The organism is Paenibacillus tuaregi (genome assembly GCF_900086655.1).
GTDB lineage: Bacteria > Bacillota > Bacilli > Paenibacillales > Paenibacillaceae > Fontibacillus > Fontibacillus tuaregi.
In genome coordinates this window covers 2,682,646-2,700,474 of sequence record NZ_LT575476.1, presented here as the reverse complement: position 1 = coordinate 2,700,474, position 17,829 = coordinate 2,682,646, and the positions used below count along the sequence as shown (strand labels likewise).

The window sequence follows — 17,829 nt, the reverse complement described above, 5'->3', positions numbered from 1 at the left end:
ATGCACTTAATATTAGGCACAGGACCACTCGGAAGATCTGTATTCAGTGAGCTTAGAAGGAGAGAAGAGCCGGTTAGAATGATCAATTCCTCTGGCCAGTCGACTTGGAATGACGGTGTAACCGTTGAAAAAGCCGATCTGATGGATCTTGATCAAGCGAAGGCGGCAGTTAAAGGCGCAACAATAGTCTATCAATGTGCGCAGCCTCCATATCACCTGTGGGAAGGTAGATTCGAGCGGCTTCAAGAGAATATCATCAAGGCTGTAATCGAAGCCGATGCCAAGCTTGTTGTCGCAGAAAATATGTATATGTACGGAGATGTAGACGTCGAGAGGCACGAAGGACTGCCGAACTCGGAACAGACGAAAAAGGGGCGGATTCGTGCGAAGCTTTCAGAGCGGCTGTTAGAATTGTACCGACGCGGTGAGCTTCAGTCCGTAATTGGTCGCGGGTCTGACTTCTTCGGACCTGGCGTGACGGACTCGTCCGCTGGTGCAAGGATGTTTCAGCCGCTTGTCGAAGGTAAGCAAGTGACTGTAATGGGGGATCCCTCTCGGAGGCATACGTATACGTTCATTGAAGATTTCGGAAGAGCGCTCGTGATGCTCGGTCAAGCAGATGATACTTATGGAGAGCCTTGGCATGTGCCCAATGCTGAAGCAGTATCCGTAACAGAGTTCGTAAAGTTAGCCGCAGGGATTGCCGATGTTGAGGCAACGATAAGGCCTATGGGAAAGTGGATGCTCCGATTTGGCGGGTTATTCACCCCAGCAGCGAGGGAAAGTATCGAGATGTTCTATCAATTTGAGAATGATTTTGTTGTAAGCAACCAAAAATTTACGAATCGGTTCGGACAGCAGGCGACAGCGTTGGAAGAGTCTCTGGCAGCAACAGTCGAATGGTATCAAGCCCAAAATTTCTACAGGAAAAGATAGATCAGGCCTTTCCTGAAAACTTGCCGATGCACAGCACGGAGAACCATACAGTAGGTAAAAGTGCGGATCATTACGCTAACGGGACACTATAGCTTAATAAAGCGGAATAACCGATTTACTAAGGAGCGTCAAGGGTCTGAGCTGTACGGATTTGGATGAGTGCTTCCCGGAGTCAAAAAATCAATGCTCATTTTTCGGCGGCACCGCAAGCTGCTAAAATTTATAATAGGAGTAAATAGAGAAAAGGAGGGGGATTGATGGTACCGACATCAACAAAGCAAGAGTACTATCGTGCGCTGCTGGATAAGAGGCCGGAGTATGACGGCGTCTTTTATGTCGGTGTCAAGACGACCGGTGTATTCTGCCGTCCCACGTGTCCGGCGAGAAAGCCGAAATTCGAAAACTGTGAGTTTTATCGCTCAGCAGAAGAGGCATTGCTTGCTTCTTTCCGACCTTGCAGGCGCTGCCGTCCGCTATCGCACCCCAATCAGGTGTCCGATCTGGTACAGTTACTGGTTGACGCTGTAGAGTCGAATCCGGAGAAACGCTGGACAGATAAGGACTTTGATGGTTTATCGGTGGATGCCTCCACCGCAAGGCGGCAATTCAAGAAACGGTTCGGCATGACATTCGTTCAATATGCACGCGCACGCCGAATGGGGATTGCATTCAAGCAAATCAGAGAGGGGGATGCTGTTATTGATGCTCAGCTTACCGCAGGATATGAATCCGGCAGCGGGTTTAGAGACGCCTTTTCGCGCATTATGGGTGAAGCGCCGTCCAAACTCTCACATAACAGGGTATTGAAAGCATCTTGGCTGGACACGCCGCTAGGGCCAATGGTCGCCATTGCCGACGACGACTCGTTGTACCTGCTCGAGTTTGTCGACCGCAGAGGGCTTGAGCGTGAAATCGAACGGATGCGGGAGCAGTTGAAATGTGCGATTATACCGGGCGATACGCCGGCAATTCGCTCAATAGAATCGGAGCTCCAGCGTTATTTCAATGGAGAGCTGGACGAATTCCTAACTCCGCTTTATCTCCTTGGTTCACCCTTTCAAAAGCAGGTGTGGGGGAACCTGATGAATATTCCGGCCGGAAAAACGACTTCCTATGCAGAGCTCGCCGCAGTGGTGGGAAATCCTAATGCGTATCGGGCTGTAGCCCGGGCTAATGGCGCCAATCAGATTGCAATCGTCATACCGTGCCATCGGGTGATCAACCTGAACGGCCAGCTGGGCGGGTACGGCGGCGGATTATTGCGAAAACAATGGCTGCTGGAGCACGAACAAAAGGCCTTCCATAAGCATCCATCTCCACCTTCCGCACAGGAACGAGGTTGAGCCATGAGAGGGACAATGTCGGGAAAATGGTCGGTCTTAATCGTGATCACGCTTGTCTCATTCATAACAAACCTGGATGCTACGATCGTCATTGTCGGTTTACCTACATTGACGGCAGATCTCGACATGTCGATGAGCTTCGGGTTATGGACGATTACTTCCTTTTATATTACGAGTACCGTATTATTGCTGCCGTCGGGAAGATGGTCGGATATCATCGGGGCAAAGCGGATTTTCATCTGGGGTTTCGCCATATTTACGGCTGCGACCACCCTTTGCGGAGCAGCTGGCTCCGGCGAATGGCTGATCGGTTTCCGTTTTCTGCAGGGGGCGGGAGCAGCTATGGCATTGGCTGCATCGACGCCGTTGTTGATGCAGACGTTCCCGCCGCAGCAGCTTGGCTTCGCCATAGGCGTAAATAATATTTCGTGGGTAACCGGCTCGCTGATCGGTCCTGTCGCAGGCGGTGCGCTGATCGGGGAGTTCGGCTGGCGTTCCATGTTCTACGTTGTCGTTCCGTTCGGCATCATCGGCCTTACCGCCGGTATAGCGGTGCTCAGGAACAAAACGTCGGAATCGGAAGAGAAGACGGACTGGCCTGGTGTGTTTACATTCGCCCTCGGCCTGGTAGCCTTGCTCGTCGCGTTGTCCGAAGGCCCCCAATGGGGGTGGACATCCATCCCGACGATCATTTTGTTCGCCGCATTCATCCTGTTCTGGATCGTATTCGTAATCATCGAAATGCGCACCCGCCACCCCCTGTTTCAACTAAGCCTTCTCAACTATCGAACCTACGTTGTAGGACTCGGGATTACGATGAGTTACTGTATCGGTTATTTTGCCGTAACGATTCTGTTGACCTTGTATCTGCAGGAGGCTCAAGGTTTGAGTCCGCTTGAGACTGGCTTGCTGTTCATTCCATTATCGGCCCCTCAACTGTTTACGGCGCCACTGGGCGGCAGGCTTGCCGACAGGATGGGACCAGCCCCCTTGATCCTGACGGGCTCTTCGCTCATCGGTCTGTCGCTGCTGCTGCTCGGACAGCTTGGCAGTGAAATGTCCTATCTGGCCGTAATGATTCCACTCGCCGTCATATCCGCTGCAACGGGACTTTCTTGGCCCTCGCTGGCAAAGGTCGTAATGACGGCAGTTCCTAAGCGGCATGAGGGCGCCGCTTCGGGAATGTTTTGGACTGTCTACAACATGTGCAGAGCTATTAGCCAGGCATTGGCGCTCGTTATCGTGCAGGCTGCAGTTGGTACAGCGCAAGACGGAACGGACATGCTTCGGAATCGGTTAATCCAGGCTACGACCAACGGATTCACTGTATTCTCGGCATTTCTCGGCATTGCCGTCGTTCTGGGCGTGCTGCTGCTTCGGCCGCATGTCCAATCCAGTCGCCATACCACAGACTAACGGTGCTTAAATACATTTCTTGGATGAGGCCTTTATAGTCTTTGGAATATGCACTATTCGGTTTCCTGACACTTTGTGAAAGTGACAGCAACAGCGTTTTTGCCGGCGAGCGAGGAGACGGGGGTTAGGTATATCGGAGAATGCAATTAGAAGCATTCATTATGTTTAAATCCAGTGATAGAGATTAGTTCTTCAGTCAACGTTTCGAAAGGGAGAGAAGCCACTCATTGAGTGGCTATTTTTTTTGTTCTAATAAGTTTGGAGCATTCTCGGGTCAATTAGATAGCACCATTGCCCAGCTTTTTTAATCTAACGGTATACAGAGCCTTCCGGTTCTTACATTCCCAAAATAATTCCCCGCTTTATGACTGTGTGTATTTTGATTTAATCGTAAAACCCGGTCATCTGACCCCTCTTGTATATGCTTATCAAATGATTTGTAAAAAAAGATTTTCAATTAATTATCGGTATGATATAGTGTTGTTACGTAACAATACGTAATCTATTTTGTGCTTCGTAAGTTAATCATCGACGGGAGGTATTTACAATGTATCGGATGGGACGAAGATTGGGCTTGTTAATGTTGGCGGGTTTATTGGTGGTAATGACGGCGTGTAACAGCAATAATTCTACACCTTCAGCCAACGGGAATGGGGATGCAAAAGGCAAGACAACAACGCTAAAGTTTTTTCACCGCTGGCCCAATGAACCAAGAAATTCGTATTTCAATTACATTAAAGAGGAATTCGAAAAACAGAATCCTGGAGTCAAAATTGAGATGGAATCCGTCCTGAACGATAGCTACAAGGAGAAAATCAAGGTTCTTGTCTCCTCGGGGGAAATCCCGGATGTCTTCTCCTCCTGGTCGGACAGCTTTGCCGAAAGTCTGGTCTCCTCAGGCCGGGTTGAAGATCTTACTTCTATGTACAAATCTGATCCGAACTGGACAAAAACCCTGGTTCAGAATCAGATGAAATCCTTCACTTTTGATGACAAAATATATGGTGTGCCTTTTACCATGGATGGAAAGGTCTTCTTTTATAATAAGAAAATATTCAACAAGCTGGGTCTGGAAAAACCAAAGACCTGGGACGAGTTCATAGCCCTGCTGGACAAGCTTAAGGCTTCCGGCTACGACACGCCGATTATCGAAGGCCTTCAGGATTCCTGGGCCGTAGGGCATTACCTGGGCACAATGAATCAGCGGATGATGAGTCCGGAGGTGCTGGCAACCGACTATGCAGGGGGTACAGGCAAGTTCACCGATCCGGGGTACCTACAGGTACTGAAGTATTGGCAGAAATTATCCTCATATATGGGGCCAAACGCGACTTCCGTCAATCATGAAGCTACGAGAAATATGTTCATTGCCGGAAAAGTGCCGATCCACTATTTACAGTTCGCCGAGCTAGGTTATCTGAAAGATAAACCTGATCTTGAGTTTGATTACTTTAACTTCCCTCAGTTCTCCGAAGGGAAGGGGAATGCCGAAGGTCTGACAGGTGCGCCTGAAGGATTCATGATCAGCAAGGAAACAGCCAATAAAGCGCTTGCTGAGAAATTTGTAAAGTTCATTGTCTCTCCTGAGAATGCAGCGAAGTTTCAGCATGATGTAGGTTCTATGACCACTGTAATTGGTGCGGCTACGAAGGAGAATTCCCCTCCGGGAACCCTGGAAGCGATCAAATTGATCCAGAATGCGGCAGAAACCACCCCTTGGCTTGATAATGCAATGGATGCTAGCGTAGCCGATGCCTATATGCGTGGAGGCCAAGCCATTGCCGCAGGTATCGAGACTCCTGAGAATGTGATCAAAGAAGTTCAAGATGCAGCGGCGAAGCTTCCTGCAGTCAAAAAATAGAAACGAAGTGCATCAACTGTGAAGAGGGGCTTAGCTCCCCTCTTTTCTTCTAAGATAAAGGGGAATGCGTCTAACTGGGTTCCCGAGATAAAACAGGGGGAAAGTGATGAGAACAAGAAGAACGATAGCTCCTTATTTGTTTGTCTTGCCGTGTGTGCTGATGCTTGCAGTCTTCGTATATATGCCTCTGATCCAGAATTTCTTCTATAGCTTTCAGAATGTCTCACTGCTGTCAGGAAAAAGCTCATTCGCCGGTTTTGATAACTATAGAACACTGTTCTCCGACCCTGTTGTGGGCAAAGCCTTAATCAATAATGTGAAATATGCCGTCATCTCTTTAATCTTCCAGGTAGGATTTGGGCTGGTTCTAGCCGCCATCTTGGAGGAAGAGTTTCTGAGAAAGGTCTCGACGGTATTCCGGACAATCTTTTTTATTCCCGTTATTATTTCTATTACGGTTATCTGTTTGTTGTTTTCCTTCGTCTATGATCCGACGGAAGGTCTGTTGAATATGTTTCTGCATTCTGTGGGACTTGATGCCTGGGCTAAACCGTGGCTGGGTTCCGGTGATACAGCCATTTATGCCGTTATTGCCGTATCGCAGTGGCAGAGTATCGGCTATTGCATGATGTTGTTCATTGTGGCCATTCAGAAAATTCCGCGCGACCTTTATGAAGCGGCCAAAATCGACGGGGCAGGCAGAGTAAAAATCTTTTTCAGCATCACGCTGCCTCAGGTGAAAGAAATGATTTTTGTAAATTCACTTCTGACCATAACAGGGGCGTTCATGGTATTTAACGAACCCTTTATTCTAACCAAGGGCGGAGGTCCCGGAACCAGCTCCATTACGATTGCGGTTCTGATGTATCAGAACGGTTTTGTCAAAGACAGCATGGGTTATGCCGCGACTATCTCACTGCTTATTTTTGTCATTACAGCAGTGCTTGCGCTCATACAGACATTATCATTCAGAACAGGGAAGGGGGACTGAACATGGCCAGCAAGCTGCCTGTTTACAGACTCATTGTGCTGCTGCCTCTTCTGGTAGGGGTAGTGGTGGTGATGTACCCGTTGTTCTGGATGGTATCCTCATCCTTTAAAAGCTACGATGAAATTTTTGGAGCCGTTTGGAGTCTGCCAAGCAAGTGGTTGTTTTCGAACTACGCAACCGCCTGGACCAAAGGGATAGGCAATTATTTTATGAACAGTGTGATTGTCACCGTCAGCACGATTGCGGGTGTTGTCATCATTGCTTCATTGTGTGCGTATGGACTTAGCCGCTTCCGTTTCCGGTACAGCAAGACACTATTTATGTTTGTGCTCGGTGGAATGATGCTGGACCCGCAGGTGTGCCTGGTACCCCTGTACAAACTTTTACAGAATTTAAATATTCATAATACGTATTTCGCCCTGATTCTGCCCTACATTGCCTTCAGGCTGTCGATCGCAGTGCTGCTAATCCGCTCTTATTTCCTGGGCATCCCCAAAGAGATTGAAGAGTCGGCAACCATAGACGGGTGTTCGGTCTTCCGGACCTACTCCAGTATTTTCCTGCCCATGTCTCTTCCTATTATTATGACTACCATCATCTTTACTTCGTATTATGCCTGGAACGAGTTTCTGTTCTCCATTATCTTTATTGACTCTGACAAATACAGAACTATTCCGTCCGGGCTGATGAACTTTAAAGATGCATTGTCAACCGACTGGGGGGTTCTGCTTGCCGGGCTGGTGATCTCTTCAATGCCGCTTATTATTCTATTTATTTTTATGCAGAAATACTTCATTCAGGGCATGTCTGAAGGCTCTGTAAAAGGCTGAATATCGCACATAAGAACTTGGGAGGATTTATTCATGAGAATAATTGCCGTAGGCGACAATGTTGCGGATTGTTATTTGGATCAAGGGCTCTACTATCCCGGAGGCAATGCCGTCAATGTGGCCGTGAACTGTAAGCGGAACGGATGCCAGGAAGTGTCCTATATCGGTGTATTCGGGAATGACAAGAAGTCCGATCATATTATGGACTCGCTGGATAAGGAAGGAATCAGCTACCGTTATTCACGCAGAGTGTATGCGAACAGCGGCTCGCCCGGTGTGAAGCTGGTCGGCAATGACAGAGTATTCGTACGCGGTGCCCAGGATACAGCCCAGCATGTGCTCCGGCTGCGCCTAACACCTGCGGATCTGGAATATATCGCCGGACATGACGTCTGCCATACCAGCTGTTATTCCAGCATAGAGAGGGAGCTTCCTGTAATTAAGGAACACTGCGATATTTCCTTCGACTTCTCCACAAGGACGGACGAAGATTATTTAAGGCAGGTGTGCCCTTATATTAAATATGCATTTTTTTCGGGTGCAGAGCTTGACTCTGCGCAGATCGAAGCACTCATAAAGACCTGCCACGCGTTGGGAACGGAAATTGTAGGCATAACGTTAGGAAGTGAAGGCGCGCTGTTCTCCAAAAACGGAGTGCAGTACAAACAAGGAGTTACTCCAGCTGATGTCGTGGATACAATGGGAGCGGGAGACAGCTTCATTGCCGGATTTCTGGTATCTTATCTAAAAAAAGGAGTTATGGAAGAGGCGCTGCAGTCCGGGGCAAATTCTGCCGCGTATACCTGCACTTTTTACGGGGGGTTCGGGTATCCCAAACCCATGGGGGAGTAATTATACACTTGAATGCATGGTCACAAGCTGTTCATTGCTTGAACAGCTTTTTGACATGTTATTTATTGCTTACTAAATATACAATACGAATTTGTCGCCTACGATATGCTGTTCCCCGAAATGAATGATTTCCATGTTGGAGGAAACAACGGTGCCCTGGGAGAGCAGCAGCGGATAGCCGACCGGAATCTCCAAGTACTGTGCTTGTGCCGAATCGGCAAATACGGTCTGGATCGATTTGCGCTGGCGCATGAAGGAGACATCACGTTTGGCTTTGATAGTAGCGTATAGCGAACGGTTGTCCAAATTTTCCTGCAGCAAAAAGTTATAAGCATCTGTAAACACAGCGTAATCCATCATTACCGGAACTTCATCGGCCAGCATAATGCGGCGGATCGCTACAAGATTGGAGTTCACAGGAACATTCAGCGCTTCAGCCAGTTTGGAGGTGGCACTGATCTGCCGCTGTTCAACCAATTTGGAGGAAGGTCTAAGGTTGTTAAGCTTGCAAATTTCTGTAAATCCCAATACCGAGGGGCCGAAATTCGCTTGAATCTTAGGTGTGGTGATAAAGGTGCCTTTTCCTTGCTTGCGGTCAAGCAAGCCCTCTTCAATCAGTTCACTGATCGCGGTTCTGACTGTGCGACGGCTGATCGAGTACATTTCGCATAACTCAAATTCAGTAGGAATCTTCTGCCCTGGCTTCATAATGCCTGCTTCTATATCGGATTTGATAATGTCTTTTAACTGCACATAAAGAGGGATAATACTATCCGGCTGTAATTGTCTCATTGCAGCTCCTTTTGAGAACGTTATTAGAGTTCAACTAATTATTATATCGTTGGCAATTATTTCTGTCAAAAAGCCAACCACAGGTAATATATAATACTTTTTTTATTATGTAAACTATTTGAATTTTAGGAAAAGGGGGTTGATTTAAGAGAATATCCATAGTAACATAAAGATACATTACGTTACATAACGTAACAAATAGATATTTCTGGTCTGCCGGAGATATCTACAACAAGAGGAGGAATTTTTCAATGAACCAAGAGCATGTGCAACAACTGGAAGCAGCGATTCAGGCCGTAGCCCAAAGAAAGGTATCCAATTTCTATTTTGTAGCCTGCGGCGGCTCGCTCGCAAACGTTACACCAGCGCAATATATTCTGGATCGTGAGATTGAGATCCCCTCAGCCGCTTATTCCTCTAACGAATTTATTCACCGTTCCCCCAAAGCGCTTGGGCCAGGTTCCGTGGTCATAACCTGCTCCCACTCCGGAAATACCCCGGAAACGGTTGCGGCAACGACATTTGCCCGTGAGAAGGGTGCATTAACGATTTGCCTGACCAATCTGGTGGATTCACCGCTCTGGGAGGCTGCCGAATTCAAACTGCATTACGATTATGCCCCTTATGGCGAGGCTCTCCGCGGGGAAGAGACCAATATGGCGATCCTGTACCGGCTGGTATTCGGAATTCTCCAGACTTTGTATCCGAATGAGAAGTATGCCAACGCGATCAGTTCCATTGAGAACGGCCTGCATGGTGTGTATGAACGGAATAAGGCCTTAACCTTGGAAGCGGCCAAAGCATTCGGACGCACTTACAAGCAGGAAAAGCTGATCTACACCATGGCCAGCGGAATTAACTATTCTGTAGCCTACTCATTCGCCATCTGCCTGCTGCAGGAGATGCAATGGATTCATTCCAGTGCGATCCATTCCGGGGAATACTTCCATGGACCTTTTGAAATTACAGACTTTGATGTACCATTCATCGTAATTAAAGGGCTGGGAGAAACCCGGCCGCTGGATGACCGTGCTTACGATTTCTGTGTAAAATATTCCGACAAAACTATTCTGATTGATGCGGAGACTTTCGACCTCGAGGGAATCTCCCCGGATGTGCGTCCTTACTTTACGAACCTTGTGGCTGGTGTAGTTCTTAGACAGTACGCACAGCATTTATCTGAAGAAACCGGACATGCGCTTTCGGTGCGCCGTTATATGTGGAAGATGGAGTATTAAGATATTCCAGCAAGCTCAATTATGTAGGTAATATTTCTTAAGATCCAAAGAGGAAACGGGAGCGGTAATGTTCCCGTTTCCTTTTGGATTGATACAATGCAACATTGACGGTACCTTTGTGTGATCGAACATAGGGCTTTATCAGTTAGACACCATTCATAGTTTTAGTGAATAAGTGGATAAGTGTATAATGAAGAAAATAGGAACGGAGGGCAGATGGGTGAAGATACAACTATTGGTACTAATCATTTCTATTGCTGGAGTAGTATTAGCGACATTCATTTCTGTGTTTGCTGTGCTTCGATTGAAAAAAAGTCATCAAACGGCGACTGACGAACAGAAGAATAGTGGAAACGCAAACATAGCGATACCGTCTAAAACATTTGAAGTTGAACTCCATCAATCACTTTTTCAGGACTGGGGAAGTGGTGTGGAGGAATCGTTTCAAGGCGAAAAATCTAGTTTTTATCTAGAAGTTAATAATCATGGAAATATCCCAGCAGAAAATGTCATGGTTGAAATTGCGGTTAATTTTGATGAATTAAATGATTTTATGAAAGATCACACTGTTTTCAATGATGAAGATAATCATTCATTTTACCTTTCTGAGGAAGAAGAAAAAGTCTTTATTTCATTTAATAAAGTAGAAAGTATCAAACATGAAATCAATTTTCATCTTGAGAATTTGGGAACGATTCATCCTGTTAGCGCAGAAAAACACGGTATAAAAATACATCTTCCTAAATGGTACATATACTTATTGAACATAAAGGCATTTAATGAAAACTTGGATTTATTCAGTTTGAATATCATATTGGTGTACAAAGATCCGAATAATGAAAGTAAATTATGTACAAAAGAGTTTTTAATTGAACCTGAGATACATATGGCGAAGAGGGAAGAAGAGCCTTTTAATAATAAGGTGAAGTACAGAATTAAGGGTGAGTTAATAATAGAATAACTGTATTGGCCGGTTTATACCGGCTTCCAGTCGGGAGTCGTTCTTATTTGTTTCAAAAGATACTTAACAATACCCTGGCAGCCAGCACGTATACTTGAGCAGTGTTGTTCTTCATTTCATATATTTTTTGAAGCGTATAGACAAGCTTTTTTTGTGTTTAAACGCCCCGATAAATCGAGAATGGAGAGGAGAGGTGTATCAACTATGACAAACAATAATAATCAAATTATCCTTAACATACGATTCAAAGTAAAGCCCGGTAAGAAAGAAGATTTTCGCAAGCAATTATTCTCATTGGTTGACATTATGTCAAATGAAACTAACTTTGTGAACGCCATTATTCATGATGACATGGATCAATCGGAAGACATCGTCATTTACGAGATATGGAAAGGCACAAAAGAAAGCTGGCTGCAAGAAGAGTTTCCTAAGCCCTACCGCAAAGAGTACGAAGGAGTCCTCTCCGAATTGCTGAATGATAGAATGGTTAGCTGGTTAATCCCGGTTGCTGAATGGGGAAGCAACTTAACTGGAGCATCAAAAAAGTAATCCTTAAGAAATTACGGAAAAGAAATGTTAGTGTTTCCTAGATGAAGTCGGCATTCGACGCTTACTAAAATGAGGTCTTTTCTTTTTTTTTGCGTACCATTGTAAACGTTTTGTCGTTTTATTGATATTAGTGCAGATTTCTTCAGACAATCCACTCCATACAGAAGAATAAATAAAGAAGTGATGAACGTTCTAATTAGAGATCATCACTACCTTCCTGATAATGGCCAAGCAGAAATTTTAGGGTTTTAGCTTAAGATGTAGTAATTGTTTTCTTTAAGCAATGGGTAGGTTTCTTTATCTACAACATTAACGTTCGGAAAAACACAAGATCTACAGCGATGCCAAATCGATACTTTCTTATCTAATCAAAACATTACCTATACCCTTGGTAAGGTAGCGTGATACCATATTACTGTTGTCCAAAAATTTCTATTTCCGCGGGGTATCTTAATATATGTGCATTAACTTACAAGATTGGATTCAAGAAGCCGATTTGGTCAGTATGCAAAAGGCAATGTCTTCAGGTGAATGTACATCCGAAGCCCTCGTACTTGCATACATTGAGCGTATTCATAAATATAATCCTCTGATTAATGCTGTTTTAGAGGTCAATCCAGATGCGCTTGAAATAGCAAGGAGTCTTGATCTTGAGCGAAATACAACAGGCAGTAGGGGGCCGCTGCACGGAATTCCAATCCTTCTCAAGGATAACATCAATACGTACGACCGGATGCACACGAGTGCTGGTTCAATCGCGTTGGCTGAGTCATTTGCTCCTGAAGATTCGTTCATAGCTGCAAAGCTCCGCGCTGCAGGCGCAGTTCTACTGGGTAAGGCAAGTATGACCGAGTGGTCGAATTTCATGTCCAATAGTATGCCAGCTGGATACAGTTCCAGGGGTGGATATGTATTGAATCCATATGGACCTGGCAAGCTCTTCGTCAGTGGATCAAGTTCTGGATCGGCTGCTGCAGTAGCAGCAAACTTAGCGGCGGCAGCTATTGGAACTGAAACCGCAGGTTCTATTGTTGGGCCAGCCAGCCAACATTTTCTCGTCGGAATCAAGCCTACAGTTGGGCTTGCGAGCCGTAGCGGCATTATTCCGATCTCCATAAGTCAGGATACACCAGGGCCACTCTCCAGGACAGTCACTGATGCTGCGGCACTACTCGGGGCAATCGTCGGGATGGACGAAAACGATAAGGCGACATGGGCTAATCCGCACCGTACTTTTCATGACTATACATCTTATCTCGACATAGACTTTCTGAGTAAAGCTCGTATTGGGATTCCAAGACATTACTATCGTTCGTTGGATGAAGAAAGACTTTCCATTATGGAGTCCGCCATCGATGTTCTACGTGAGCAAGGTGCAACAGTTATCGATCCCGTAGACCTCCATTTGGAACAGCATCCATGGAACAATGATGTTATCTGCTACGAATTCAAAACGGGCCTGAATCGTTATTTGTCGAAGTTGAACTCGGATATTCCCGTACATTCTCTTCAAGAACTGATTAAGTATAATCAGAAACACGCTGCTTCTGCATTGAAGTTTGGCCAAGACAATCTGATTCGCTCAGAAGAAAATACGTTAAACGAGATGACCTATCAACTTAAACGTCAAGAATATAACCAACAAGCTGTAACAAGAGGGATTGACTATGCACTCGATCAACACGGCTTAGATGCATTAATGTTACCGGGTGACATTGATGGCATGTACATCGCTGCCAGGTTAGGCTATCCACTTATCACGGTTCCTGCCGGTTATTCAGTCAAAGGAACAATTGATGCAAATGGCAATTCGACTAAGGGTCCATTTGGTGTTGTTTTTTCCGGGAGGGCTTTCAGTGAGCCCACGTTAATAGGAATCGCCTATAGTTTCGAGCAGGCGACACTTTCCCGTCGTCCGCCAGAGCTGGGGAAATGATGACCGTGCCATGAGGTTGGACTTAACCATCGCGTTATTAAGCTAACGGGAGACTACAGCTTAATAAATAACCTGAGCGCGGCTGCCAGCCTGGATCGGCAGCCGCGTAGTAATTGCGACGGGTTATATTTTTGTTAAAACGATAATCGAAAGAAATTTAAAAAGCGAAAAGGGCAGGTTGCGGGAAAAGTTTGTTGAGGGACAAAAACATATTCCCATTGAAGTCGCTAATTTAGCGGCTTTTTTGTTTATCGGAACAAGTTCTTGTCCCGAATCGAGAACAAGAACTTGTTCCGATTACCGATTAGGCGTACATCTTACCATCTTTCCATGCAATTTAATTAAGCTCACAGGTAGTGAGCTCTTCCATTAAATACGAATCTACGGAAGAGGAGAAATATTTATTCGGATTGAGGCTGTTCGCTTCATTGCATATAATGAAGGTACAACCCTTCGGGGAGATCGTTAAGGGAGGACGCGATGCACGAGACCGTATTTGACGAAACAATATTTGCAAGCTTGAAGCCGGGCTTAACCTCGTTCTGTTACCGAATGCTAGGCTCCATGGACGATGCGGACGATGCCGTTCAGGAGACGAGTATTCGGGTCTGGCAGAGCTGGAGCACGTTCAGACAGGATTCCTCGTTCAAAACTTGGGTCTATCGGATTGCCTCCAACCTGTGCCTGGACAAGCTGAGACAATCCAAGCGCCGCGCGCTTCCCGTCGACCTGTTCGACCCGGCCGCCGCCATCGTCGAGCCGCGCAACACATTGCCGGACTCTGCCTGGATCTGGCCGTCCCCTGACTTTGGGGGCAATCCGGAGGATCGGCTCGTCCGCAGAGATACCCTTCAACTGTGCTTCATCGCTCTTCTGCAGACCTTGCCTCCGCGGCAGCGCGCGGTACTCATTTTGAAGGACGTATTCGAATGGTCCTCCAAGCAGATCGCTGAAGCGTTGGCGATGTCGCCGGCAGCTGTGAACAGCGCCTTGCAACGAGCCCGAGAGACGATGGACCGGGCGCAGCTTCGCTCGGATGAGCTCAGCAGCATGGACGTTCAACCGGAGCAGGGGCTGCTGTCCCGGTATGTGGAAGCCTTCGAGCAATTCGATATCGCAGCGCTCGTCGCGTTATTCCACGAAGAAGGCTGTATGTCGATGCCGCCCTTCGAGATGTGGGTCCGCGGCAAGGACGATTTGTCCGCTTTCTTTTCGCTTACTCGCTGGCATTGCGAAGGTTCGCGATTTGTGTCCATTACGGTGAATGGCGGTTATCCAGCATTGGCCCAGTATATGCCGGATAAAGACGGCTCCAGCCTGGTGCCCTGGGGCATCCATGTCATCGAAACCAAAAAAAATCAAATCCTGCACGTTCAAAACTTCATTAATACGCAATTATTTTCGCGATTTGGTCTGCCTGAGCGACTCGACCGATGAATTTCGTCATTGGCTTACGTCTATATCATTGAGAATAACAAAACAACGAAAAGCATGAGAGAGGTGTCTATTCAAAATGGAAACGAATCAACCGACGAAAGTAACCGTGCAAGCCGTAATTCAAGCCCCGATCGAGAAGGTATGGCGCTATTGGACCGAGCCGGAACACATCACGAAGTGGAATCAAGCGTCCGAGGACTGGCATGCGCCGAGAGCCGAAAACGATCTGCAAGTCGGCGGCAAGTTTCTGACACGGATGGAAGCGAAGGATGGCAGCATGGGCTTTGATTTTGGCGGAGTCTACGATGCCGTGAAGCAGCATGAGGCGATCGGCTACACCATGGATGACGGAAGAAGAGTGGATATTGCTTTCGTTGATCAAGGCAGCGAGACGAAGGTCATCGAAACGTTCGACGCGGAAAGCTCAAATCCCGTCGAGTTCCAGCAAGCAGGCTGGCAAGCGATCATGGACAATTTCAAAGCCTATACCGAACAAAATTAATCATCGCAAAGAAGACGCCGGGAAGATGCCCGGCGTCTTTCTTTTTGAACCCTAGTACAACCTTGCTCTCCGTTAGCCTTAACCTTGTGCCACATCCATGTTCATGCAGTTAATAGCCCACAGATGGCCGTCCAGGTCCACGAAGCCCCAATGATACATGAACCCATGATCTTCAGGTTCAGCGTGTAATTTCCCACCCAAGGAGAGCGCAGTATTCACGATTTCATTGACCTTTTCCCGGCTCTCGAAGGCCAATGCGATCGTCATCTGAGCATACTTGCTCGTATCGACGGACTCCCTCTCCGTAAGCGTATTAAAGAATGCATGATTGATCAGCATGACCTGCAGGTTGTCGCCAATCACAATGGCTACCGAATTTTCGTTCTCGGGGAATTGCGGGTTGAGCTCGAATCCGAGTCCAGTAAAGAACGCTTTCGATTGTTCTACGTTTTTTACAGGCAGGTTGAAGCTTGTGAATACGGACGTTAATGCCATCTTAAACACCTCTTCGTCAAATTAGTTTGTGTTCATTATGCCTTCGTTTATATAGACGACAGCCGATCCGGGAATTCATCGGTTTCATGGATTCGGAGGCATAAATTTTGAAAAAGACTGGAAAGCGTGAAAAATTCCAGTATGTATTTTAGGTGAATTAATTTACTCTTAGCGTGTGAAACTGGTTCATATCTGGTATAATAATCAGGAAGTACAATGAACTATAGTTAGAACATAAAAAGATGAAGAGGATAGGTGGAACGGCCAATGGCGAAAATAGATCGTCATACTTTTCAGAACAGAACCAGACATATGTCTGCCGATCTGAAGCAAAAAATTAACTCCGGAGCTTACAGTCCGGGAGAATTTCTTCCTTCCGAGCTGGCACTAACAGAACAATACAAACTAAGCAAAAACTCCGTGAGATACGTTCTGGATGAGCTTGTACAAGAGGGATTGATCATTAAAATCCCCAGGGTAGGCACGCAGGTAACCAAGCCTGCTTCCAAGGAAACCATTTATTTTGGCGTATATCCGTCATTGTATAAAGAAGCGGGGATGGAGGAACTAATTAAGCGATTCCACGAGAAACACCCACATATTCATGTGGAAACGATTGAGCTTCCTTATATGAATTCAGACAATATCGCCAATCTTATCAAACTAGGGATTATCGATGCGTTAACTATCAACTTGCAGGATATGTACCAATTCCAAGAGAAAAACTACCTTGATTTGTTTGTCGACCAGGATCGAGACGATACGATATACCCTTTTCTTACACCTTATTTTGAGAAGGAATCGGGTGTTCTGACAGCACAGCCTTTCGTTTACTCACCCGTTATTTTGTGTTACAACAAGGAGCACCTGAGGGAGAAAAGACTTGGTGAACCTAACAGCAGCTGGAGCTGGGATGAACTGGCAGCACTGCTCAGGGAGCTCAAGGCGCCTCATCGCTACAGCATCGCTTTTCAATTATTTTCCATGAACCGGTGGCCCATTTTCTGGTTACAAAATGAGGACGATCCATCTTCGATCGATTCCAGTCCAGCTCAGAACGGAACTCGCTTGCCCTCAGAAGGATTACGCTGGCTCAGGGATCTTGTGACAGAGGAAGGAATATTTCCGCTTGCTTTGGCACAAGGTGAATTCGAAGCCGAGAAATTGTTTAAGGAGCAGAAGGTATCCGTTATGCTAACCACATATTACATGCTGAATGAACTGAAGAATGCGAACTTTTCCTTTGATATCGCTCAACTGCCACATTTTAAGAATGATAGGACACTCCTTCTCTCTACAGCCATTGCTCTCAGTGCAGAATCGAGCCGAAAGGAAACGGCAGCCTGCTTTGTGAATTATCTCACTTCAGATGAGGCACAGACCTACATTAGAAAGTACACATACAGTTTACCTGCAAGCAGATATATTACAGAAACATTTTCAGTGGAGCTTAAAAACAAACCGTCCAGGTTGGAGCTTCATCGAGACTATAGTTCGAAATACGCGACGTATCGCGATCTGTCGATTTCCATGCAAACCCAGATTCGTTTCGGAGAAAGCCTGAAGCAGTACATATCTTATTTAACGGATGAAGAGGGACTCGCTGAAGTGTTGCTTCCGTCTAAAAGTCTCAATCTATAAAAAACGAAAAGAAGTCTAAAAAGCACTGCCATGAGGAGGTGCTTTTTTT

16 protein-coding genes are annotated in these 17,829 nt (G+C 46.3%); 14 read left to right on the top strand and 2 right to left on the bottom strand.

Annotation, left to right across the window (positions count from 1 at the left end):
* The 7 genes from BN6628_RS12445 (at position 1) to BN6628_RS12415 (ending at position 8,229) form a co-directional block, all read left to right on the top strand.
* Positions 1 to 936 (top strand): NAD-dependent epimerase/dehydratase family protein, encoded by a 936-nt coding sequence (locus BN6628_RS12445; RefSeq protein WP_068617850.1) that lies wholly within the window; start codon positions 1 to 3, stop codon positions 934 to 936.
* Between the two features lie 257 nt (positions 937 to 1,193).
* Positions 1,194 to 2,279 (top strand): bifunctional transcriptional activator/DNA repair enzyme AdaA, encoded by a 1,086-nt coding sequence (locus BN6628_RS12440; RefSeq protein WP_068617848.1) that lies wholly within the window; start codon positions 1,194 to 1,196, stop codon positions 2,277 to 2,279.
* Between the two features lie 3 nt (positions 2,280 to 2,282).
* A complete protein-coding gene (locus BN6628_RS12435; RefSeq protein WP_068617846.1) occupies positions 2,283 to 3,695 on the top strand; it encodes an MFS transporter in 1,413 nt (470 codons plus the stop codon).
* A gap of 547 nt (positions 3,696 to 4,242) precedes the next feature.
* Positions 4,243 to 5,556 (top strand): ABC transporter substrate-binding protein, encoded by a 1,314-nt coding sequence (locus BN6628_RS12430; RefSeq protein WP_235847631.1) that lies wholly within the window; start codon positions 4,243 to 4,245, stop codon positions 5,554 to 5,556.
* A gap of 106 nt (positions 5,557 to 5,662) precedes the next feature.
* Entirely contained in the window at positions 5,663 to 6,547 is an 885-nt protein-coding gene (locus BN6628_RS12425; RefSeq protein WP_068617844.1) for a carbohydrate ABC transporter permease, read from the top strand.
* Between the two features lie 2 nt (positions 6,548 to 6,549).
* Positions 6,550 to 7,377 (top strand): carbohydrate ABC transporter permease, encoded by an 828-nt coding sequence (locus BN6628_RS12420; RefSeq protein WP_068617842.1) that lies wholly within the window; start codon positions 6,550 to 6,552, stop codon positions 7,375 to 7,377.
* A gap of 33 nt (positions 7,378 to 7,410) precedes the next feature.
* Positions 7,411 to 8,229, top strand: coding sequence for a PfkB family carbohydrate kinase (locus BN6628_RS12415; protein WP_068617841.1), 819 nt, complete (start codon positions 7,411 to 7,413; stop codon positions 8,227 to 8,229).
* A gap of 72 nt (positions 8,230 to 8,301) precedes the next feature.
* On the opposite strand, the gene BN6628_RS12410 is transcribed toward BN6628_RS12415, so the two are convergent.
* Positions 8,302 to 9,021: a GntR family transcriptional regulator gene (locus tag BN6628_RS12410; protein WP_068617839.1), complete on the bottom strand. Its 720-nt coding sequence runs from the start codon at positions 9,019 to 9,021 to the stop codon at positions 8,302 to 8,304.
* 251 nt (positions 9,022 to 9,272) lie between these two features.
* Here BN6628_RS12410 and BN6628_RS12405 point away from each other — a divergent pair, with 251 nt between their 5' ends.
* The 6 genes from BN6628_RS12405 (at position 9,273) to BN6628_RS12380 (ending at position 15,644) form a co-directional block, all read left to right on the top strand.
* Positions 9,273 to 10,259 (top strand): SIS domain-containing protein, encoded by a 987-nt coding sequence (locus BN6628_RS12405; RefSeq protein WP_068617837.1) that lies wholly within the window; start codon positions 9,273 to 9,275, stop codon positions 10,257 to 10,259.
* A 220-nt stretch (positions 10,260 to 10,479) separates the two neighbouring features.
* The gene (locus tag BN6628_RS12400; protein WP_235847630.1) at positions 10,480 to 11,220 is read left to right on the top strand and encodes a hypothetical protein; all 741 of its coding nucleotides are present in this window, start codon (positions 10,480 to 10,482) and stop codon (positions 11,218 to 11,220) included.
* 204 nt (positions 11,221 to 11,424) lie between these two features.
* On the top strand, positions 11,425 to 11,769 hold the full coding sequence (locus tag BN6628_RS12395) for an antibiotic biosynthesis monooxygenase family protein (protein ID WP_068617833.1): 345 nt from the start codon (positions 11,425 to 11,427) through the stop codon (positions 11,767 to 11,769).
* A gap of 457 nt (positions 11,770 to 12,226) precedes the next feature.
* Positions 12,227 to 13,705, top strand: a complete 1,479-nt coding sequence (locus BN6628_RS12390) for an amidase family protein (RefSeq protein ID WP_068617831.1) — start codon at positions 12,227 to 12,229, stop codon at positions 13,703 to 13,705.
* A gap of 480 nt (positions 13,706 to 14,185) precedes the next feature.
* Positions 14,186 to 15,142: a sigma-70 family RNA polymerase sigma factor gene (locus BN6628_RS12385; protein ID WP_068617829.1), complete on the top strand. Its 957-nt coding sequence runs from the start codon at positions 14,186 to 14,188 to the stop codon at positions 15,140 to 15,142.
* A gap of 76 nt (positions 15,143 to 15,218) precedes the next feature.
* A complete protein-coding gene (locus BN6628_RS12380; RefSeq protein WP_068617827.1) occupies positions 15,219 to 15,644 on the top strand; it encodes an SRPBCC family protein in 426 nt (141 codons plus the stop codon).
* A 78-nt stretch (positions 15,645 to 15,722) separates the two neighbouring features.
* Here the strand turns inward: BN6628_RS12380 and BN6628_RS12375 are convergent, their stop codons facing one another.
* Entirely contained in the window at positions 15,723 to 16,139 is a 417-nt protein-coding gene (locus BN6628_RS12375) for a VOC family protein (protein WP_068617825.1), read from the bottom strand.
* Positions 16,140 to 16,406: 267 nt separating this feature from the next.
* On the opposite strand from BN6628_RS12375, the gene BN6628_RS12370 reads away from it, so the two are divergent.
* Positions 16,407 to 17,780: an extracellular solute-binding protein gene (locus BN6628_RS12370; RefSeq protein ID WP_068617823.1), complete on the top strand. Its 1,374-nt coding sequence runs from the start codon at positions 16,407 to 16,409 to the stop codon at positions 17,778 to 17,780.
* Positions 17,781 to 17,829 lie beyond the last annotated feature (49 nt).